This is a genomic window from Pseudomonas moorei (genome assembly GCF_008801475.1).
GTDB classification, from domain to species: Bacteria; Pseudomonadota; Gammaproteobacteria; order Pseudomonadales; family Pseudomonadaceae; genus Aquipseudomonas; species Aquipseudomonas moorei.
In genome coordinates, this window is sequence record NZ_VZPP01000006.1 from 232,374 (window position 1) to 250,369 (window position 17,996).

Here is a 17,996-nt window from a genome sequence, read left to right on the forward strand (position 1 = left end):
AGCACCTGGTACTCCCCAGCACCAGGCCGCATCGGAGAGTGATCGAAGCGTGCCCAAGCGGGCTGCAGCGCTAGGATCGCAAAGCCCCGTAAATCTCCTGAGCCGGATCTGCCGGCCAATACCAGAAACGCGGCGGGAACCACGCAGGGGTAGCGCCCTGGCGTTTCGATCACTCTCCGATGCGGACGATTCTGCTCCGCGCAATGCGCCCCCCCGCAGGCAACACCAGATAACGGCGAGCGCCCGCCAAGATGCCAACGGCGCGAATCAGAGGATGACCGCCATGAAATAGACCAAAGCCAAAAAATCGCTGCATCTGTGAAAGGCCCGAACGTCCAACGGGCCTTTCTTTTGCCCCCGCCTATATCCGTCAGCACTCTCCCCTGCGCCCAACGGCAACCAGCAGGAGGCCCGAGTGCTGACGAATACACGCAACCCACACCGAGGCATCAGCCATGCAAATGCACCCACTGCTGCAACAACGCCGGGACGTCCTCGGCGTGCTGTTGATTCGCACCCAGGCCGCTCGCGAAGACTTCGCCCGGCTCGCCAACCTGCCAAAACCCGAAAAGGCCGTGCGCTTTCAGGTGAAGAACGTCGGGCCGAAGGCATACCACATCGTCGACTTGGTCACCGGCAAAACCCGGGGCTTTCGCTTCGAGCACGCCGCCGCCGTCAACTACGCCATTCATCTCGAGGAAAAGGCCAGCCGACTCCCTGGAGGTGCGCAGTGATCGGTACACCAATGCCCAACCCGCGAGACTCGATCATCGCGAACCTGAACCAGCAGATGGATCAGTTCTTCGGCGCCGGCCGCAAGGTGCAAGAAGTTGCCCCCGGCGTCACCGGTGAAAAAGACGCGATGTTCGGCACCTCCCACAGCAACAAGCTGCGCATCGAGCGCAACAAGCAGGCGCCGCGGTTACGGGAACTGGCCGAAGCCGGACACACCGTCATCGAAGCGGCCAAGGCCATGGGCATGGAAACCAAACGCGCCAGGCTCATCGCCCGCGAGAACAACATCCTGTTCCCGGGGCCACCGTGAGACGCATCAGCAACCAGGTGCGCCAGCGCCGACGACAGACATGGCTGGATCTACCAGCCCACGGAATTGAAGAGATAGGCCATGGCCAAAAGCAATGCGGAGCTGCAGAAGGACAAGCGCGCCAAGGAGAAAGCTTTGCTGGACCGGATCGGCGCCGAGAAGCGAACGCTGATTGTGTCGAAAGCTCTCGCTAATGCGCTGCAGGCGCTGGGCGAGCGTCACGACTTCGAGGAGTGGCAAGAGACAGTGTCGACGTTCCTGATCAACCTGGCCGCCGCTCCGGCCGAAAAGTCAGCCCGCTTCGCCTCAATGTCGCGACCTGAAATAGTCGTGAAGGAAAAGTGGTCGCGTCAGCTTGAAGAGTTCGCTAGGGCAGGTATTGATCGGATAGGAAGTAGTTCACCTTTGTAGCGAAGCACGCTCAGTACACTGCGGCGATCTATGTTTTTGCTTCCTGCGGGCACCATGAATATGCCGCCACTCTCATTGAACTGCCCATTTTCAATCAGCACTCTAAGACCTGCTTCACTGGCCTCGTGAAAAATTCTGTCCTCGGAGTTAAAAGTGTAGATGTATTGCCCTTTTTTTGACCCCATCTTGAATTTATATGGGTGGCAGATAAGACCCTTTCTGCTTATCCCAATCACGTCTTCCAGCAGCTCCAGCATACGAGCCCCCTCTAAAAGCCGGTCCTTGCTAGATATCAGTAATAGCTCACCGAAATCATAAACACCACCCAAAGTCGCATCCGGTCATCGAGGGCGGCGCCTATCTCATGACGACGTGCACTTCGTAGCCTTTCCCATTTGGCCAATCTTCACGGAGAACATCGATCACGCCGGAACCGGCGTCTGATGTTGCCGGCTGACCTGAAGTGATAGCTTTGGATATGGAGGCTGGAAGCTTGACGCCCAATGCTTTTTCCGAGAGGGCGTTCGATGCCCAGAGTAACGCCTTTGTTGCAGCATCTCTGGATTTTGGTTTGTTGTAATTTAGTACAAGCTTGACCTGGACCGGCGAAACGACACCTCCGTCTACGTAGTACGCGAGATTGTTGGGTGGTGAGCCAGACCCAATTTCTAGGTAATCACTTGAGCAACCCCATGTTCCGTCCTCTTGGTCCCGCCACGTGCCGCCCGGCAGGGATGAGCTCGTCAGCAACGAACATGCCTGTGATGGGCTAGTCACCGTCAGTTCGGCAAAACAGCTCACCGAGACAAGCAACAAAATCGGGGCAATAGCCAGCTTCCACATTTACAACTCCTTGATCCGGCTCCATGCCGGGCCGAACACAAATACCCCACTTCAACGAATCACGCCAGCCGGCGAGTCCGGTGCGTGACTGGAAAAAACCATGCACGTTCTGTTCTGCAACAACGGAAGCGACTCAAATCCGATGATTCAGCCGGCTCATGAAAAAAAGCTCCCAGACGTGCCTGTATTCCGATACGCGCTGATTGCCATCTGAATAGCCCGTACGCAGCTGAGCAAACGCAGGATTAAGATCTATCGAGAACTCTAAAATCCAAACTCTGTGCGGTGTTTCAGTAAATATTTTTGGTTGCCAACGGATAACTTGGCAATCCCGGAAAACTGATCAAGACCGAATGCCGCTCGATCGTGCTGACTCAGCCTGCTGCTCACTAATAGTGACCCGTCGTCTGCGAACGAGATTAGACCTCGATCAAACAGTCGATCAACATGAGCAGCAAGAAGGAGGCCATTATCAGGATCGAGTCTTGCCACATTGTCCGCCAGGCACCACGCTTCGATATGTGAAGCGACAAGTAAATCCTGGTTTTCAATACCCGTTAAAGCGCAGCGCCCTTGCCAGATGTTTAGAAGCGACGCTCGAAATTGCCCCTGACCCACCCTCGACTGCACGATTGATTCTCGTGTGGTCTTATCGACCTTCTTACCAGACGCCCCCTTAGTAATCAGCAGGTTGTCAAAATCTGCCAATTGACCGCTTGCTTCTAGCAAGAAGACGCCAGCGCGGGCAGGGAGGTGCGCCATGTAGATCTGAGTTAAGGTGCCATCCTTGGTGAACAGAGATGGGCTGGTCTGACTATCAAATTGATCCATGAACGCTACGGCTATCTCATCGCGCAGTATTGGCCGGTCCAGTTGTGTAAGATCAATATCGACGCGGTGCCCGTTGGCGCTCTCGCTCCAAGTATTGAATGAGCGGTTAGTCGGTCTCTCGGCGGCGAAGGCATCCGCGGTTGCTACAGCGATCGCGTATATCTGTTTGTCTTTACAGCAAAAGATGACGTCGCCCTTTTTCACTGCTCCGACATTGTTCCAATGAACCAAGGTCCTCTTCTTGCCATTGCTCTGTGGGGAGCTAAGCGGAGCCCAAAGGAAATTTCCTTCCAGGACCTCCTTGTGGGTGCCGTTAACATTTACCCAATAAAATTCCATTTAGCCTCCATGAGCGACCTTCGTACAAAGCATTATGGAGAATCACTCCGAATCTAAATCAGCCTGAATTCGGGCGGCAATTGATGGCGCCCAGTCCTGACCGGTGATTTGATACGTCGAACGCTTCTTGCTGACAATTCGAATCGAGTAACTATCTGCGGACTGCGAGACAGGAGTGACAAACAAACCGATGACCTCCCCCCAAGTGGCCATTCCGGCAGGTGCTTCGGATTTAATGACGCCAGCGCTTTTGTTTATTTCAACGATGGCCAAGCCTGAACTCATAGCACTCACAGAGGACTTCCACACCTCGTTGTAGGTTTTATTTCGTACTTCAACGGTCACCCCACTATCAGTGGGTTGAAGCCCGTCAATAGTAGAACAAGCAGCAACACCAAGGCACAACGCACCAACAGCTAATACCTTCGATACGGTTTTGATCATAAGAACACCCTCATCCATTAGATTGGAAATTCAAGAAGCTTTGCATTATTCAATTTTTGTAACCGGTTTGGCCTGATGCTGGCAACGAGCCGGAGCTTCGCATAATCCCGAGAAAAGAAAACCCCTCCCCCTTCAAAGTCAGCCGCTATAGCGGCAAGGACAGGTATTGCCCATGGAAACGATAAAGCTGATTCAGCCAGCGCCCGTCGTGCGCGACGAGGACGGCATGTTCCAACACCCGGATATGCCTGATTTTGATGAGGGCGATGAGGAAAAATGCAAAGCCTGGGTCGCTGATCAGGGGCTGCAGGTGAAAATGGTCGAGCTCGAATACCACAGCGACCAAACGATATCTGACCGCTACTTCGAAGCGGGTGATTCGGATTGCAGTTACTGGGAGCCAGACCGCCCAGAAGGCCACGGCTGGTTCTGCCTGGCGATCCACGACACTGACAATGGCCCGGTCTGCTGGTGGGCGCGCCGCGAGGTGACGCCATGAAGCTGACAGCAAAACAGCAAGCCGTCCTCGATGAGCTCTGCAAGGTCGGTCGGAAAAATGCGTACCTCTATCGGGACACCCAACCGTACCTGCACCAGAAGGACTGCGAGAAGCTGGCCTTGGGTGATCAGGCATGCGTGTTCGGCATGGGTGGCCTGACCTATCAGGTTGGGCACCGCCTCGGGATCGCAGCCCCATCCGTACTGAGCATCTTCAAAGCGCTTCGACGGAAAGGGCTGGTGATTCGTGAGGAGTCCTATCCGGATTACCAGCGACCGCGCTACTGGTGGCCGGTTGGATTGGCGGCCGAGCTCGCCGGCGAACTGTTGCCTGTCGGTGAGGTGACCCCATGATCGCCCTCGCCTGGTTCGCCTACGTGTACTGCTACAAGGGGCCGCGCTAAAGAGCCCACCCTGACCAGTTGCGGCCACTCAGCATTTCTCTGAAACAGCTGGCAGGGCGAACTGCTGAACCTTATTCGATCCAGCCTCACTCGTAAATCAGCTATTCCCTGATACCTCCCTTCCGACAGCAACTCAAAATCTACAACTCACAGCCTGCCGGTGAACGGCGGGCGAGGATAACTATTGCCATGCCAAACCATGTGACCAACAAGGTGCAAGCGCCTGCCCACGTCCTGAAGTCGCTGATCAATGAAAGCGGCAAGATCGATTTCAACACCATCTTTCCATTTGCGGGGCAGTTCCCTTGGGATGGAATCAGCGGACAGGCCGAGACCGCAGCGCAGGCAATCACCGCCCAGCCGCTCAACAATCACCCGCTGATCGCCGGCCTTGAAAGGCGAAACCGCGCAGAAGCCAACGTGATGCAACTGAGCGATGAGTGCTTCGAGCAGTTCATCCAAATGCTGCGCAACAAGAGATCTTGCGGACACTTCCACACTTTGGACCACGCCAGAGACGTATGGGGGACGAAGTGGAACGCCTATGACCAGGTCATTGACCTTGATGCCGGCGAGATTTCATTCGACACCGCATGGTCGTGCCCCATGCCACTCCTTAAAGAACTTTCAAAGCGGTATCCAGATGACGAGATAACGGTCCGGTATGCCGACGAAGACCTCGGCAGCAACTGCGGGACGGTGAGGCTCAAGGCCGGAGAGACCGTGTCTTTTGAGGTTGCCGGTAGCTGGGACGAAATGCGCGAGCAGGATCAGCAGCAGTGGACGGCCTGGGCGCGCGACTTAAAGGGTTGGCCAGAAGACGAAGAAGACGAATAACCCCACTCCCACCTTCTGCCGCCACGCGCGGCATGGAGCATCCTATGAAAAAAGAACTGATCAAGATCAGCGAGTTTCAGCGCCGGCGCTGGGGCGAAGGCGGCACCCCGCAATGCCCACAGGCAATCCGCAACCACATCCGGAACGGAATGGTACCCGGCGAGCAGATCGGCAAACTCTGGTACGTTGACTGGGCCGCATTCAGCCGCTCGAATGGCAACGATCTGGTCGCGATGGTATTGAAAGGAGCCGCATGATGGTGCCACGGCCGCGCAACCCTGGGAACAAGGGACTGCCGCAGAACCTGTACTTCGATGCACGGCGCTCGACCTATCGCTACCGGCGGCCTACCGACGGGAAGTGGTTTCCGTTCGGAGCCGACCGCCTCAAAGCGATTGATGCCGCGAAGCAGCTGAACCTTGAATTCATGCGAGGTGCCGACCTGGTCGGCGCCGTAATGAACAACCCCTCAGAATCGTTCGCCGGCTTCCTCGACACTTACGAGCGCGACGTCCTGCCGCCGCGTGAACTGGCCAAGGGCACCCTGGGCTTGTACGCCGTGCACTTCCGTCGCTTTCGCAAGCAGTTCGAAGGCAAGGCCGTGGACCAGATCACGATCCGCATGATCGCAGAGATGCTGGACGCCCTAACCCCGCGTACGGCCAACCAATGCCGGGCGCTGCTGGTCGACATTTTCAACCATGCCGCAGCCAAAGGACTGTGCCCGGACAACCCGGCCGCCAGCACGATCAATCGCATCGAGAAGAAGCAGCGCAAGCGCCACACCGTTGAAGGCCTGAAAGCCATCAGAGAGAAAGCACCGGCCTGGCTGCAGAACGCAATCGACCTGGCCCTGATCACCGCCCAGCGCCGCACCGATATCCTCGACATGCGATTCGACGGGGTGCGTGAGGGGTTTCTCTATCTGGTGCAGAAGAAAACCGCAAAGGCCAGTGACGCGGCGTGGATTCGGTTTCGAGTGACGTCAGAGTTACAGGCGGTCATCAGCCGATGCCGTGACGACACAGCATCACCTTACCTGGTGCATCGAAAGCCAGAGCGCCGGAAACAGAAACAGGCTCAGACCAAGGACCACTGGACGAAGGTTGAGGAACGGTATTTGACGCGTGCATTCAAGGAAGCCAGGGAGGCGGCGAACTGCTACGCGGGATGGAAGGAAGAAGAGATGCCGGGCTTCCACGAAGTGCGAGCGCTGTCACTGCACCTGTACAAGAAAGCCGGAAAGGACGGGCAGAAAATTGCAGGTCATGCGAGCGAGGGCATGACCAAAAACTACCAGCGCGATCACGAGGAAGTCATCTGGTCCGAGGCAATTCCGGACCTGAATATCAGCGAAATCACCGGGTAGTTTTGCGCCAGTTTTGCGCGGGTTTTGCGCAGACACAAAAAAGCCGATCTAGTAGATCGGCTTAAGCGCCTGATTTTACTCAGTAAATATGGTCGGGACGGAGTGATTCGAACACTCGACCCCTAGCACCCCATGCTAGTGCGCTACCGGACTGCGCTACGCCCCGACTAGGCGTGAAACCTGTTCTTCATCTCGAAGAACGCTAAAGAATATATCGCAAGCGTTTGAAAACTGAAAGTATTTAAACGCAGGAATTTATTTCTTAAGGACCACCAGAACATCTTCCAGCTCAGCAATCATTTGACGAATCATTTGTTTGTACTGGGTTGTGTCATCTTTGGCCTCATCACCGGACAAACGCAGACGCGCACCGCCGATAGTGAAACCTTGATCGTAAAGAAGTGCGCGGATCTGCCGGATCATCAGCACGTCCTGGCGCTGATAATACCGGCGGTTTCCGCGGCGTTTGACGGGGTTGAGTTGAGGAAACTCCTGCTCCCAATAGCGCAGTACGTGCGGTTTTACCGCACACAACTCGCTAACTTCACCAATGGTGAAGTAGCGTTTGCCTGGGATGACGGGTAGCTCGTCGTTATGACTTGGTTCCAGCATAAGCCTCAACTCGGGCCTTCAATTTCTGCCCTGGACGAAAGGTGACCACACGGCGAGCCGTGATCGGGATTTCTTCTCCCGTTTTCGGATTGCGGCCAGGCCGCTGACGTTTGTCCCGAAGGTCGAAATTGCCGAAACCGGACAATTTGACTTGCTCGTTGTCTTCAAGAGCGTGCCTGATCTCCTCGAAAAACAGTTCAACCAATTCCTTGGCTTCCCGCTTGTTCAGGCCCAGCTCTTCATACAGACGTTCCGCCATCTCAGCTTTCGTCAAAGCCCCCATACGTCACTTCCTTAACGTGGCGTTCAACCTTTGTTCGAGCGAGGTGAGGATGTTTTGAGTCGCAGAATTCACCTCATCGTCATTAAGAGTGCGCGATGGATGCTGCCAGGTCAAGCCAACTGCGAGGCTTTTTCTATCAGGATCAATGCCTTTACCCTGATACACGTCAAATAGCCTGAGGTCTGTCAGCCATTCGCCTGCATTTTCACGGATTACGTCCAGCACAGCCGTGGCTGCAACCCCTTTGTCCGCAATCAATGCCAGGTCACGACGCACTTCAGGAAAGCGCGATAACTCCTGGAATTTAGGCATTTTGCCCGCCGCGACTTCTGCCAGAACCAGTTCGAAAACGAATACGGGACGGTCCAGCCCCAGCGTTTTCGACAATTCAGGGTGGATCGCGCCGACAAAACCGACCAGACGCCCCTCTCGCTCGACACGCGCGGTTTGACCCGGGTGCAATGCTGGATGCTTGCCCGGCACGAACGTGAAAGCATCCAGTGCACCGGCAAAGCCCAACACCGCCTCCACGTCAGCCTTGACGTCGAAGAAGTCCACGGTGTCGCGACCTTGCGCCCAGCCTTCAGGCAGACGACTACCGCAAACCACGCCCGCCAGCATTGGCTCTTGCTTCAGCCCTTCCAGCTGACCGACGAAGCGCAGACCGCTTTCGAACAGACGCACACGGTCTTGCTGACGGTTCAGGTTGTGCTGCAGCGCCTTGACCAGACCAGGCCACAAGGACGAGCGCATGGCGGCCATGTCGTTCGAAATCGGGTTAGCCAGCAACAGCGGTTCAACACCCGGATTAAACAACTCGAACTGTTTCGGATCGATGAAGCTGTAGGTGATCGCTTCCTGATAACCACGGGCTACCAGCAGGCGGCGCAGTTCAGGCAGATCGCTACGCGCTTCAGCCTTGGCTTGCGGCGCCAGACGCGCTTGCGGGTAACGAACCGGCAAGCGGTTGTAGCCGTACAAACGAGCCAGCTCTTCGATCAGGTCGACTTCCAGACTGATGTCGAAGCGGTGGCTCGGCACTTCCACGCGCCACTGCCCTGCTCCGTCGGCGGTAATGCCCAGGCCCAAAGCGCTGAGCAGACGCTCGACTTCGGCCGAATCCATTTCCATGCCCAGCATCTGGGTGATGCGCTGGGTACGCAGGGTCACCGGCGCGATCGACGGCAGGTGCTGCTCGCTGACGGTTTCGATGATCGGACCCGCTTCGCCGCCGGTGATTTCCAGCAGCAGGCCAGTGGCGCGCTCCATGGCTTCACGGGCAAGTTGCCAGTCCACGCCACGCTCGTAGCGGTGCGATGCGTCGGTGTGCAGGCCATAGGAACGGGCCTTGCCAGCGACAGCGATTTGATCGAAGAAGGCGCTTTCCAGGAATATGTCGCGAGTGGTCGCGGTGTTGACGCCGCTGTGCTCCCCGCCCATGACACCGGCAATTGCAAGTGCGCGAGTGTGGTCGGCAATCACCAGCGTATCGCTACGCAGGCTAACTTCCTGACCGTCGAGTAGAACCAGCTTTTCACCTTCTTCAGCCATCCGCACGCGGATGCCACCGTTGATCTCGGCAAGATCGAAGGCGTGCAGCGGTTGGCCCAGCTCCAGCATCACATAGTTGGTGATATCGACAGCGGCGTCGATGCTGCGCACTTCGGAACGACGCAGGCGTTCAACCATCCACAGCGGCGTCGGCATGGACAGGTCGACGTTACGGATTACACGACCCAGGTAACGCGGGCAAGCAGCCGGAGCCAACACTTCAACCGAGCGCACTTCATCGTGCACGGCGGGAACGGTGGCTACCACGGGACGAGTGACCGGAGTGGCGTACAGCGCGCCGACTTCACGAGCAAGGCCCGCCAGGGACAGGCAGTCGCCACGGTTCGGGGTCAGGTCAACCTCGATGCTGGCGTCGTCCAGGTTCAGGTACTCACGAATGTCCTGACCTACAGGCGCATCGGCAGGTAATTCCATCAAGCCGTCGTTGCCTTCACCGACTTGCAGTTCGGCCTGGGAGCACAGCATGCCGTTGGATTCAACGCCACGCAGCTTGGCCTTCTTGATTTTGAAATCACCCGGCAGCTCGGCACCAATGGTGGCGAACGGGATCTTCAGGCCGGGGCGAACGTTTGGCGCACCACAAACAACCTGGAAGGTCTCCGAACCATTGCTGACCTGGCAAACACGCAACTTGTCGGCGTCCGGGTGCTGTTCGGTGCTCAGCACCTCGCCCACGATGACACCGCTGAATACACCGGCGGCCGGCGTAACGCTATCGACCTCAAGACCGGCCATCGACAGACGAGCAACCAGCTCATCGCGACTTACCTGCGGGCTTACCCAGCCACGCAGCCATTGTTCACTGAATTTCATCCTGCTCTCCTAAGAATTCGTTACGACTAGCGAAATTGCGCGAGGAACCGCAAGTCGTTGTCGAAGAACAGGCGCAAGTCGTTCACGCCGTAACGCAGCATGGCCAGACGCTCAACGCCCATGCCGAAGGCAAAGCCCGAGAACTCTTCCGGGTCGATCCCGGACATGCGCAGCACGTTCGGATGAACCATGCCGCAGCCCATCACTTCCAGCCAGCCGGTCTGCTTGCACACGCGGCAGCCTTTACCGCTGCACATCACGCATTCCATGTCGACTTCTGCGGATGGCTCGGTGAAGGGGAAGTACGAAGGGCGGAAACGCACAGCCAGTTCTTTTTCGAAGAACACCCGCAGGAACTCTTCGATGGTGCCTTTGAGGTCGGCGAAATTGATGTCGCGATCGACCAGCAGGCCTTCGACCTGGTGGAACATCGGCGAGTGGGTGATATCCGAGTCGCTACGATACACACGGCCTGGGCAGACGATGCGGATTGGCGGCTGTTTCGACTCCATGGTGCGGACCTGTACCGGCGAGGTATGGGTGCGCAGCAACATGTTGGCATTGAAATAGAAGGTGTCATGCATCGACCGGGCCGGGTGATGGCCTGGGATGTTGAGCGCTTCGAAGTTGTGGTAGTCGTCTTCGACCTCAGGACCTTCGGCAATGCCATAACCGATGTGAGTGAAGAACTGCTCGATGCGTTCAAGAGTACGGGTGACCGGATGCAGACCACCTGAGGTCTGACCACGGCCAGGCAGTGTGACGTCAATGGACTCGGCAGCGAGTTTGGCGGCCAGATCGGCCTCTTCAAACAATGCCTTGCGCGCATTGAGAACGTCTGTGACACGCTCCTTGGCAACGTTGATCAGCGCACCGACTTGCGGACGCTCTTCTGCCGGCAAATTCCCCAGGGTCTTCATCACCTGAGTCAATTCACCCTTTTTGCCAAGGTAGTGAACCCGGATTTGCTCCAGGGCATTGATATCTTCAGCGCTTTGCACAGCCTCTAGAGCTTGCGAGACGAGCGCATCCAGGTTTTCCATGTACAGACTCCAGATACAAAATAGGGGAAGAGCTTGAAGGCTCTTCCCCTATTTATGACGTTTAACACCTGGCCTCACAGAGGTGAGACCGGGTGACTGTCGGGGGTACTTAAGCCAAGGTGGCTTTAGCTTTCTCGACAATCGCAGCAAACGCCGCTTTTTCGTTCACTGCCAGATCAGCCAGAACCTTACGGTCGATCTCGATGGACGCTTTTTTCAGGCCGGCGATGAAACGGCTGTAGGACAGACCGTTGATACGTGCACCAGCGTTGATACGAGCGATCCACAGAGCGCGGAACTGACGTTTTTTCTGACGACGGTCACGGTAGGCGTATTGGCCTGCCTTGATTACCGCTTGCTTGGCAACACGGAATACGCGCGAGCGAGCGCCGTAGTAGCCTTTAGCAAGTTTCAGAATTTTTTTGTGACGTTTACGGGCAATGACGCCACGCTTTACACGAGCCATGAGTTACTTCCTCTATTCTTGACTAAAATTAACGAAGGCGCAGCATGCGCTCGACTTTTGCCACGTCAGACGGATGCAGCAAGCTGCTACCGCGCAGTTGACGCTTACGCTTGGTCGACATTTTGGTCAGGATGTGGCTCTTGAAAGCGTGCTTGTGCTTGATACCGTTAGCAGTTTTCAGAAACCGCTTAGCAGCACCACTTTTGGTCTTCATTTTTGGCATGTTCGGATACTCCGCATTCAGTTGATAAACATAATCAGAAGGCCTGCCGTGCCCTGTTGATTACTTCTTCTTTTTCGGGGCGATGACCATGATCAGCTGGCGTCCTTCCATCTTAGGATGCTGTTCGACCGAACCGTACTCGAGCAAGTCACCTTCAACTCGCTTGAGGAGTTCCATCCCCAGCTCCTGGTGGGCCATCTCACGGCCGCGGAATCGCAAGGATACCTTGGCCCTGTCCCCGTCACTCAGGAAACGTACCAGGTTGCGCAGTTTTACCTGGTAATCCCCTTCCTCCGTCCCTGGACGAAACTTGATTTCTTTAACCTGAATCTGCTTCTGGTTTTTCTTGGCAGCAGCAATCTGCTTCTTCTTTTCGAAGATCGATTTGCCGTAGTCCATCAGTTTGCAAACAGGGGGTACTGCATCGGCGGAAATTTCCACCAGATCCAGTTTGGCCTCTTCAGCCTTAAGAAGCGCGTCTTCAATTGACACAATCCCAAGCTGCTCGCCTTCAGCCCCAATTAACCGAACCTCGCGTGCCGAGATATTCTCGTTGATCGGGGCCTTCGGTGCAGCTCGTTTATCTTGTCTCATTTCACGCTTAATAATAATTACTCCGAATCTTGGCGACCACGCCGGGAAACCGCTTGCGCGAGGAACTCAGCAAACTGGGCGACGGGCATTGAGCCCAGGTCAGCACCTTCGCGAGTACGCACAGCGACAGTCTGCATCTCGACTTCCCGATCTCCGATAACCAAGAGATAGGGAACCTTGAGCAAGGTATGCTCGCGGATTTTAAAGCCGATCTTTTCATTTCTCAAGTCAGACTTGGCACGAAACCCGCTTTCGTTGAGAGTTTTTTCGACCTGAGCAGCAAAATCCGCCTGTTTATCAGTGATATTCATAATCACTGCCTGGGTCGGAGCCAGCCACGCAGGGAATGCACCCTCGTAGTGCTCGATCAAAATTCCGACGAAACGCTCGAAGGAACCCAGGATCGCCCGATGCAACATCACAGGATGCTTGCGGCTGTTGTCTTCGGAGACGAATTCGGCGCCCAAACGGACAGGCAGGTTAAAATCGAGCTGCAGGGTACCACACTGCCAGACACGGCCCAGGCAATCTTTCAGCGAGAACTCAATCTTCGGACCGTAGAACGCCCCTTCGCCTGGCTGCAGATCGTACGGCAGGCCCGCGCTATCAAGGGCTGCGGCCAATGCGGCTTCTGCGCGATCCCACAGTTCGTCGGAGCCAACTCGTTTTTCCGGACGAGTGGACAGCTTCATCTCGACGTCTTTGAAGCCGAAGTCAGCGTACACGTCCATGGTCAGCTTGATAAACGCTGCGGATTCGGCCTGCATCTGCTCTTCGGTGCAGAAGATGTGGGCATCGTCCTGAGTGAACGCACGAACGCGCATGATGCCGTGCAAGGCACCCGATGGCTCATTACGGTGGCAGGCACCGAATTCGGCCAAGCGCATTGGCAATTCGCGGTAGCTCTTCAGGCCCTGGTTGAACACCTGCACGTGGCAAGGGCAATTCATCGGCTTGATGGCGTAGTCGCGGTTTTCCGACTGCGTGGTGAACATGTTGTCGGCGTAGTTGGCCCAGTGCCCGGACTTTTCCCACAGGCTACGGTCAACGACCTGGGGAGTCTTGATCTCCAGGTAACCGTTGTCACGCTGAACCTTGCGCATGTACTGCTCGAGCACCTGGTACAACGTCCAGCCATTCGGGTGCCAGAACACCATGCCCGGCGACTCTTCCTGAGTGTGGAACAGGCCCAGGCGCTTGCCGATCTTGCGGTGATCACGCTTTTCAGCTTCTTCGATGCGTTGGATGTATGCCGCCAGCTGCTTCTTGTCAGCCCAGGCGGTGCCGTAGACGCGCTGCAATTGCTCGTTCTTGGCATCGCCACGCCAGTAGGCGCCGGACAACTTGGTCAGCTTGAAGGATTTCAGGAAGCGGGTATTCGGCACATGCGGACCGCGGCACATGTCGACGTATTCTTCGTGATAGTACAGACCCATCGCCTGCTCGTTCGGCATGTCCTCGACCAGGCGCAGTTTGTAGTCTTCACCGCGAGCCTTGAACACTTCGATCACTTCGGCGCGCGGAGTGACTTTCTTGATGACGTCGTAATCTTTTTCGATCAGCTGTTGCATGCGCTGTTCGATGGCGGCCAGGTCGTCCGGAGTAAAAGGACGCTCGAAGGCGATGTCGTAATAGAAACCTTCGTCAATGACCGGGCCGATGACCATTTTGGCCGTCGGGTACAACTGCTTGACCGCATGGCCAACCAGGTGGGCGCAAGAGTGGCGAATGATCTCCAGCCCCTCTTCATCCTTTGGCGTAATGATTTGCAGCGTGGCGTCGCTGTCGATGATATCGCTGGCATCAGCCAGCTTGCCATTGACCTTGCCAGCCACTGTAGCTTTGGCCAGGCCCGCACCAATGGAGGCGGCGACCTCGGCGATGGAGACCGGATGATCGAATGAACGTTGACTGCCGTCGGGAAGAGTAATAGTTGGCATGGCGCCTCCTCTCCTAGTGGTGACCCCTACCAAAGGTCACGTGGGTTGGGATGAGCCAGTACAAGATCCGATCCAGGCCATTCAATGACGAACGCCTGCCTTACAGCGGCAGGAGCCTTGCGGCCAACCGGGAAACCGAACCAGAGTGACTGGGATTCAAATCAGAGTTATTCGCGCATCTGCCGCGACCGGGACTGAAGGTCAACCGGAGCCTGCAAACGCCCGAGCGAGGCATGCTAGCACAGATGGACGGTCGTCGCGGTGCGGAGGCTTTCCGACAGGGCAAATCCGGCGTTTTTATGCCAGAGTGCTGAACTTGATCCCCGCTTTACCCCTCAAATATCAAGACATCTACCCACAAAGGAGCATCTTCGGCATGCGTCTGAATCGTTTATTCGCTGTAGTCGCACCCATCGTCCTGCTGCTGCCGCTAACCGCCCACGCTGAGTGGCCGAAAGGTGTGCGCGAGAAATACATGGCTCAGTGCGTTCCCGCCGCCGCACAACAGATCGGCGAGGCTGCGGCCAAGGCCCACTGCGCTTGCGGTGCCGATGCGATTAAATCGTACCCCGCCAAAGACCTTCAGGCGCTGATGGACAACAAGGCCAGCAATGAATTAAAGCAACAGGCCCTGACCCAGATCACCAAGTGCAAGGCCAGCAATCCGGCGCAAAAATAAGTCCGCTCAAGTCCCTGAAAAGCAATTTCAGTCGGCAAACAGCCCCTGAAAATCGCTTTTTCGGACAATTTATGCAGGTTTTACAGCTTTTTTTATCGCCTTTACTTTCGGCTGAAAGCCTTTTAAATCAGGGCTTTCAGCGATATCAGGCAGCAAAGAATGTGCGACTGTAGGGCAAACAGCACCTGCGGGGGGCTCCCAAAGCGAACATTTCGACTATGATACCCGGGTGTGCCCAGTTGGCCTGAGCAGCACAGTACTACTGAAAATATATGTTTCTTGGAGATACACCATGTCTAATCGCCAAACCGGCACCGTTAAATGGTTCAACGATGAAAAAGGCTTCGGCTTCATCACTCCTCAAGGTGGCGGTGACGACCTGTTCGTACACTTCAAAGCTATCGAAAGCGACGGTTTCAAAAGCCTGAAAGAAGGCCAAACCGTTTCCTTCGTGGCTGAGAAAGGCCAAAAGGGTATGCAAGCTGCTCAAGTTCGCCCAGAGTAATTTCCAGGCGCACTAAAAAAACCCCGTCCATGTGACGGGGTTTTTTATGGGTGATGCAAAAGTTGGCGATCAGCCGCAGTTGACGCGGGTTACGACTTTGTTGGCATCGGTGTTCAGGTTGAGACGGTCGGAGCGGTACTCCAGGGTCACCATGTCGTTTGGCGACAGGAACCGCGCATTCTGTGCGCCTGCTCGCTTGCGAGCCTGCTCCAGCAGTTCAGGCGAAGCCGTTTTGCCAAGGGTGAATTCGGCAGCTTTTGCCTCACAGCGGCTGTGACCTGTGTCAGTCGTCGTTACAGGGTCAGTTGCCGATTCGGTAGCGGCAGTGCTGCAACCGGCCAGCGTGGCAACGGCCAATAGGGCACCCAATGACGCGAGCTTCCAAGGCATGACGCCTCCTTTTTTCGATAGTTAAGCTGAATTTGTGCGACCGCCATTCTGGCGTTTGGTTTCATCGAGCATTCTGGCAACAAGACCGCCGCCGCAGACAAACAGCAAGTTTGCCTGAGCATTGCCCTCCCCTTCACGCCTCAATCGTGACTGAATATGAACGGCACTCAGTAGACGTCGATGTAATCAAAAGCCGGTTTGGGCCAATTCTGCTTCAGCGCATTGAAGATCTGCATGACCCAGACCTCGTCACTGGCTGCGACCCGTCCAACGTAGCCAGACCCCTTGGCCCACGTCTCCAGGCGAAACAGCAACCCGTCGATGTCGGTGCCACCCACGACACCCGATGAAATATAGGCGATACCGCCCTTGGTCACCCGCAATTGGGTGTGTTCGTCATCACTGGCAGCGGCCAGCATCTGACGCACCGCCTCAAGGGTCAGGCCGTCAGGTGTGTTCAAATCGATCTGCACAGCGCGATCCTTGAAAAGTCCTCAAAGACCAAGTGTCGCATAGCCCTCCAATGATGCCTAAGTCGGAGTGCCAAAAGTCCCGCAAAATGGTTAACTCGGCACTCAGACTCTCTCGACCCCACGAGCACCACCATGACCACCGTAAGCATCGATGCCGCCATTAACGCCAAGTGGCCAGAGGGCCATAGCTCTTACAGCCCCGGCAGCCCGGAAGAGCTCGCAATCATCGGTATCGATTTACTGGTCAAGGAGCTGGGCACCGAAGCCGCCCAGTCGTTCATCCAACAGATTTTCGAGAAATACCCGCCCCATCAGGGCAGCGGGCATTCGCAACGCTCGTAGATCACTTCAGTCGGGCCAGGCGTTCGGTCAGCAGATCGAAGAAGCCCTGGGCGTCGCCGCTGTCCACCCAGAACGCATTCTTCGGTGCCCCGAGGCCGTCATGCCAGTCGACAATGGTTTGACCGAAGGTCGGCCCTTCTCGACTGTCGACCACAACGTTGACCCGGCGACCGCTGAACAACTGCGGCTTGAGCAGGTAGGCGATGACCGTGGCGTCATGCACCGGACCACCCGGAATGCCGTAGTGCTCCATATCGCCCTTGATGTATTCATTAAGAATATCGCCGACCAGCTTGCTGGCATTGTTGTTCAGCGCCGCAATCTGCCGCAGGCGCGCCTCGCTGGTGAGGATCTTGTGGGTCACATCCAGGGGCAGGTAAGTCAGCCTCACGCCACTCTTGAGTACGACCTCGGCAGCGTGTGGATCGGCGAACAGGTTGAACTCCGCGACGGGCGTGATGTTGCCGCCATTGAAATGCGCACCGCCCATGATTACGACTTCCTTGATGCCCTGCACGATTTCAGGCTCCTGGATCAGCGCGAGCGCCAGGTTGGTCTGTGGCCCCAGCATGGCGATGGTGATGCTGTGGGGCTTGGCCGCCTTCAGTGTGCCGATCAGGAACTCGACTGCACCGTCCTCGGCCAACCCCTTCTTCGGCTCGTACACGGCGACACCCGACAACCCTTCCTCGCCATGGACACCTTCGGCATAGATCGGAGTACGCATCAGCGGTTTCGGCGCCCCGGCATAGACCGGCACGTCCTCGCGCCCTGCCCACTCCCGCGCCAATCGTGCATTGCGTGACGTCTTGTCCAGGCGAACGTTGCCCGCGACCGTGGTCAGCCCATGGATATTGAGTTCGTCCGGCGATGCCAGTGCAAACAGCAAGGCGACCACATCATCGGCACCGGGGTCAGTATCGATGATCAAGTCGATCTTTTCCGCCGCTTGAACGCTGGTCAGGGTAATCAGGGACAAAAGCAGACTCCGAAGCAAAAGGTGCAGTTTCCGGGTATGGCGATACATGGCGCACTCCTTG

General features: G+C 56.3%; 25 protein-coding genes and 1 tRNA gene. 11 read left to right on the top strand and 15 right to left on the bottom strand.

Going from position 1 to position 17,996, the window contains the following annotated elements; genetic code table 11:
* Positions 1 to 455: 455 nt before the first annotated feature.
* The 3 genes from F7R06_RS13450 to F7R06_RS13460 all read left to right on the top strand — a co-directional run bounded on the left by F7R06_RS13450 (position 456) and on the right by F7R06_RS13460 (position 1,456).
* On the top strand, positions 456 to 734 hold the full coding sequence (locus F7R06_RS13450) for a hypothetical protein (protein ID WP_245706675.1): 279 nt from the start codon (positions 456 to 458) through the stop codon (positions 732 to 734).
* The gene (locus tag F7R06_RS13455; RefSeq protein WP_090318879.1) at positions 731 to 1,045 is read left to right on the top strand and encodes a hypothetical protein; all 315 of its coding nucleotides are present in this window, start codon (positions 731 to 733) and stop codon (positions 1,043 to 1,045) included. Before F7R06_RS13450 ends, F7R06_RS13455 begins: the two co-directional genes overlap by 4 nt.
* An 81-nt stretch (positions 1,046 to 1,126) precedes the next feature.
* A complete protein-coding gene (locus F7R06_RS13460; RefSeq protein ID WP_090318876.1) occupies positions 1,127 to 1,456 on the top strand; it encodes a hypothetical protein in 330 nt (109 codons plus the stop codon).
* Between the two features lie 357 nt (positions 1,457 to 1,813).
* Here the strand turns inward: F7R06_RS13460 and F7R06_RS13470 are convergent, their stop codons facing one another.
* The 3 genes from F7R06_RS13470 to F7R06_RS13480 form a co-directional block, all read right to left on the bottom strand.
* Positions 1,814 to 2,299, bottom strand: a complete 486-nt coding sequence (locus F7R06_RS13470) for a DUF6030 family protein (RefSeq protein WP_090318870.1) — start codon at positions 2,297 to 2,299, stop codon at positions 1,814 to 1,816.
* 264 nt (positions 2,300 to 2,563) lie between these two features.
* Complete coding sequence (locus F7R06_RS13475; protein ID WP_090318867.1) at positions 2,564 to 3,469, bottom strand: HNH endonuclease; 906 nt, start codon at positions 3,467 to 3,469, stop codon at positions 2,564 to 2,566.
* A 42-nt stretch (positions 3,470 to 3,511) separates the two neighbouring features.
* Positions 3,512 to 3,913, bottom strand: coding sequence for a hypothetical protein (locus tag F7R06_RS13480; protein ID WP_139204764.1), 402 nt, complete (start codon positions 3,911 to 3,913; stop codon positions 3,512 to 3,514).
* A gap of 172 nt (positions 3,914 to 4,085) precedes the next feature.
* Here F7R06_RS13480 and F7R06_RS13485 point away from each other — a divergent pair, with 172 nt between their 5' ends.
* From F7R06_RS13485 to F7R06_RS13505, 5 genes are all read left to right on the top strand, one after another.
* Positions 4,086 to 4,412, top strand: a complete 327-nt coding sequence (locus F7R06_RS13485) for a hypothetical protein (RefSeq protein ID WP_425415217.1) — start codon at positions 4,086 to 4,088, stop codon at positions 4,410 to 4,412.
* The gene (locus F7R06_RS13490) at positions 4,409 to 4,765 is read left to right on the top strand and encodes a hypothetical protein (RefSeq protein ID WP_090318858.1); all 357 of its coding nucleotides are present in this window, start codon (positions 4,409 to 4,411) and stop codon (positions 4,763 to 4,765) included. Before F7R06_RS13485 ends, F7R06_RS13490 begins: the two co-directional genes overlap by 4 nt.
* Positions 4,766 to 5,004: 239 nt before the next feature.
* The gene (locus F7R06_RS13495) at positions 5,005 to 5,652 is read left to right on the top strand and encodes a DUF1281 family ferredoxin-like fold protein (protein ID WP_090318855.1); all 648 of its coding nucleotides are present in this window, start codon (positions 5,005 to 5,007) and stop codon (positions 5,650 to 5,652) included.
* A gap of 44 nt (positions 5,653 to 5,696) precedes the next feature.
* Positions 5,697 to 5,909, top strand: a complete 213-nt coding sequence (locus F7R06_RS13500) for a hypothetical protein (protein WP_090318852.1) — start codon at positions 5,697 to 5,699, stop codon at positions 5,907 to 5,909.
* Entirely contained in the window at positions 5,909 to 7,021 is a 1,113-nt protein-coding gene (locus tag F7R06_RS13505; RefSeq protein ID WP_090318850.1) for a tyrosine-type recombinase/integrase, read from the top strand. The genes F7R06_RS13500 and F7R06_RS13505 overlap by 1 nt, the downstream gene beginning before the upstream one ends.
* 89 nt (positions 7,022 to 7,110) lie before the next feature.
* Here the strand turns inward: F7R06_RS13505 and F7R06_RS13510 are convergent.
* From F7R06_RS13510 to thrS, 9 genes are all read right to left on the bottom strand, one after another.
* Positions 7,111 to 7,187 (bottom strand) — tRNA-Pro (locus F7R06_RS13510).
* 89 nt (positions 7,188 to 7,276) lie between these two features.
* Complete coding sequence (locus F7R06_RS13515; protein ID WP_003179985.1) at positions 7,277 to 7,633, bottom strand: MerR family transcriptional regulator; 357 nt, start codon at positions 7,631 to 7,633, stop codon at positions 7,277 to 7,279.
* Positions 7,614 to 7,916: an integration host factor subunit alpha gene (ihfA, locus tag F7R06_RS13520; RefSeq protein WP_002553164.1), complete on the bottom strand. Its 303-nt coding sequence runs from the start codon at positions 7,914 to 7,916 to the stop codon at positions 7,614 to 7,616. Before ihfA ends, F7R06_RS13515 begins: the two co-directional genes overlap by 20 nt.
* A gap of 3 nt (positions 7,917 to 7,919) precedes the next feature.
* Positions 7,920 to 10,301: a phenylalanine--tRNA ligase subunit beta gene (gene pheT, locus F7R06_RS13525; protein WP_090318847.1), complete on the bottom strand. Its 2,382-nt coding sequence runs from the start codon at positions 10,299 to 10,301 to the stop codon at positions 7,920 to 7,922.
* Between the two features lie 26 nt (positions 10,302 to 10,327).
* Positions 10,328 to 11,344 carry a phenylalanine--tRNA ligase subunit alpha gene (gene pheS / locus F7R06_RS13530; RefSeq protein WP_090318844.1) on the bottom strand — a complete coding sequence of 339 codons (1,017 nt, stop codon included), beginning with the start codon at positions 11,342 to 11,344 and terminating at the stop codon, positions 10,328 to 10,330.
* Between the two features lie 109 nt (positions 11,345 to 11,453).
* A complete protein-coding gene (gene rplT, locus F7R06_RS13535; RefSeq protein WP_007905879.1) occupies positions 11,454 to 11,810 on the bottom strand; it encodes a 50S ribosomal protein L20 in 357 nt (118 codons plus the stop codon).
* A gap of 28 nt (positions 11,811 to 11,838) precedes the next feature.
* On the bottom strand, positions 11,839 to 12,033 hold the full coding sequence (gene rpmI, locus F7R06_RS13540; protein ID WP_002553160.1) for a 50S ribosomal protein L35: 195 nt from the start codon (positions 12,031 to 12,033) through the stop codon (positions 11,839 to 11,841).
* Between the two features lie 60 nt (positions 12,034 to 12,093).
* Entirely contained in the window at positions 12,094 to 12,645 is a 552-nt protein-coding gene (gene infC, locus F7R06_RS13545) for a translation initiation factor IF-3 (RefSeq protein ID WP_172435341.1), read from the bottom strand.
* On the bottom strand, positions 12,645 to 14,567 hold the full coding sequence (gene thrS / locus F7R06_RS13550; RefSeq protein WP_090318841.1) for a threonine--tRNA ligase: 1,923 nt from the start codon (positions 14,565 to 14,567) through the stop codon (positions 12,645 to 12,647). The genes infC and thrS overlap by 1 nt, the downstream gene beginning before the upstream one ends.
* Before the next feature lie 376 nt (positions 14,568 to 14,943).
* On the opposite strand from thrS, the gene F7R06_RS13555 reads away from it, so the two are divergent.
* Both F7R06_RS13555 and F7R06_RS13560 read left to right on the top strand, forming a co-directional pair.
* Entirely contained in the window at positions 14,944 to 15,246 is a 303-nt protein-coding gene (locus tag F7R06_RS13555) for a hypothetical protein (protein ID WP_090318838.1), read from the top strand.
* 292 nt (positions 15,247 to 15,538) lie between these two features.
* A complete protein-coding gene (locus F7R06_RS13560) occupies positions 15,539 to 15,751 on the top strand; it encodes a cold-shock protein (protein ID WP_003179963.1) in 213 nt (70 codons plus the stop codon).
* Between the two features lie 69 nt (positions 15,752 to 15,820).
* Here the strand turns inward: F7R06_RS13560 and F7R06_RS13565 are convergent, their stop codons facing one another.
* Together F7R06_RS13565 and F7R06_RS13570 are read right to left on the bottom strand one after the other, a co-directional pair.
* A complete protein-coding gene (locus tag F7R06_RS13565) occupies positions 15,821 to 16,141 on the bottom strand; it encodes an I78 family peptidase inhibitor (protein ID WP_090318835.1) in 321 nt (106 codons plus the stop codon).
* Between the two features lie 167 nt (positions 16,142 to 16,308).
* A complete protein-coding gene (locus F7R06_RS13570; RefSeq protein ID WP_090318831.1) occupies positions 16,309 to 16,614 on the bottom strand; it encodes a hypothetical protein in 306 nt (101 codons plus the stop codon).
* A gap of 132 nt (positions 16,615 to 16,746) precedes the next feature.
* Between F7R06_RS13570 and F7R06_RS13575 the strand changes: the two genes are divergently transcribed.
* The gene (locus F7R06_RS13575; protein ID WP_090318829.1) at positions 16,747 to 16,956 is read left to right on the top strand and encodes a hypothetical protein; all 210 of its coding nucleotides are present in this window, start codon (positions 16,747 to 16,749) and stop codon (positions 16,954 to 16,956) included.
* A gap of 1 nt (position 16,957) precedes the next feature.
* Here the strand turns inward: F7R06_RS13575 and F7R06_RS13580 are convergent, their stop codons facing one another.
* Positions 16,958 to 17,983 (bottom strand): nucleoside hydrolase, encoded by a 1,026-nt coding sequence (locus F7R06_RS13580; protein ID WP_090318826.1) that lies wholly within the window; start codon positions 17,981 to 17,983, stop codon positions 16,958 to 16,960.
* Between the last annotated feature and the right edge of the window lie 13 nt (positions 17,984 to 17,996).

Bases quoted from the DNA above. Each gene is read 5' to 3' on its own strand.
- F7R06_RS13450 (WP_245706675.1), top strand. From the start codon at position 456: ATGCAAATGCACCCACTGCTGCAACAACGCCGGGACGTCCTCGGCGTG.
- F7R06_RS13460 (WP_090318876.1), top strand. From the start codon at position 1,127: ATGGCCAAAAGCAATGCGGAGCTGCAGAAGGACAAGCGCGCCAAGGAG.
- F7R06_RS13470 (WP_090318870.1), bottom strand. From the start codon at position 2,299: ATGTGGAAGCTGGCTATTGCCCCGATTTTGTTGCTTGTCTCGGTGAGC.
- F7R06_RS13475 (WP_090318867.1), bottom strand. From the start codon at position 3,469: ATGGAATTTTATTGGGTAAATGTTAACGGCACCCACAAGGAGGTCCTG.
- F7R06_RS13480 (WP_139204764.1), bottom strand. From the start codon at position 3,913: ATGATCAAAACCGTATCGAAGGTATTAGCTGTTGGTGCGTTGTGCCTT.
- F7R06_RS13485 (WP_425415217.1), top strand. From the start codon at position 4,086: ATGGAAACGATAAAGCTGATTCAGCCAGCGCCCGTCGTGCGCGACGAG.
- F7R06_RS13490 (WP_090318858.1), top strand. From the start codon at position 4,409: ATGAAGCTGACAGCAAAACAGCAAGCCGTCCTCGATGAGCTCTGCAAG.
- F7R06_RS13495 (WP_090318855.1), top strand. From the start codon at position 5,005: ATGCCAAACCATGTGACCAACAAGGTGCAAGCGCCTGCCCACGTCCTG.
- F7R06_RS13500 (WP_090318852.1), top strand. From the start codon at position 5,697: ATGAAAAAAGAACTGATCAAGATCAGCGAGTTTCAGCGCCGGCGCTGG.
- F7R06_RS13505 (WP_090318850.1), top strand. From the start codon at position 5,909: ATGGTGCCACGGCCGCGCAACCCTGGGAACAAGGGACTGCCGCAGAAC.
- F7R06_RS13515 (WP_003179985.1), bottom strand. From the start codon at position 7,633: ATGCTGGAACCAAGTCATAACGACGAGCTACCCGTCATCCCAGGCAAA.
- ihfA (WP_002553164.1), bottom strand. From the start codon at position 7,916: ATGGGGGCTTTGACGAAAGCTGAGATGGCGGAACGTCTGTATGAAGAG.
- pheT (WP_090318847.1), bottom strand. From the start codon at position 10,301: ATGAAATTCAGTGAACAATGGCTGCGTGGCTGGGTAAGCCCGCAGGTA.
- pheS (WP_090318844.1), bottom strand. From the start codon at position 11,344: ATGGAAAACCTGGATGCGCTCGTCTCGCAAGCTCTAGAGGCTGTGCAA.
- rplT (WP_007905879.1), bottom strand. From the start codon at position 11,810: ATGGCTCGTGTAAAGCGTGGCGTCATTGCCCGTAAACGTCACAAAAAA.
- rpmI (WP_002553160.1), bottom strand. From the start codon at position 12,033: ATGCCAAAAATGAAGACCAAAAGTGGTGCTGCTAAGCGGTTTCTGAAA.
- thrS (WP_090318841.1), bottom strand. From the start codon at position 14,567: ATGCCAACTATTACTCTTCCCGACGGCAGTCAACGTTCATTCGATCAT.
- F7R06_RS13555 (WP_090318838.1), top strand. From the start codon at position 14,944: ATGCGTCTGAATCGTTTATTCGCTGTAGTCGCACCCATCGTCCTGCTG.
- F7R06_RS13560 (WP_003179963.1), top strand. From the start codon at position 15,539: ATGTCTAATCGCCAAACCGGCACCGTTAAATGGTTCAACGATGAAAAA.
- F7R06_RS13565 (WP_090318835.1), bottom strand. From the start codon at position 16,141: ATGCCTTGGAAGCTCGCGTCATTGGGTGCCCTATTGGCCGTTGCCACG.
- F7R06_RS13575 (WP_090318829.1), top strand. From the start codon at position 16,747: ATGACCACCGTAAGCATCGATGCCGCCATTAACGCCAAGTGGCCAGAG.
- F7R06_RS13580 (WP_090318826.1), bottom strand. From the start codon at position 17,983: ATGTATCGCCATACCCGGAAACTGCACCTTTTGCTTCGGAGTCTGCTT.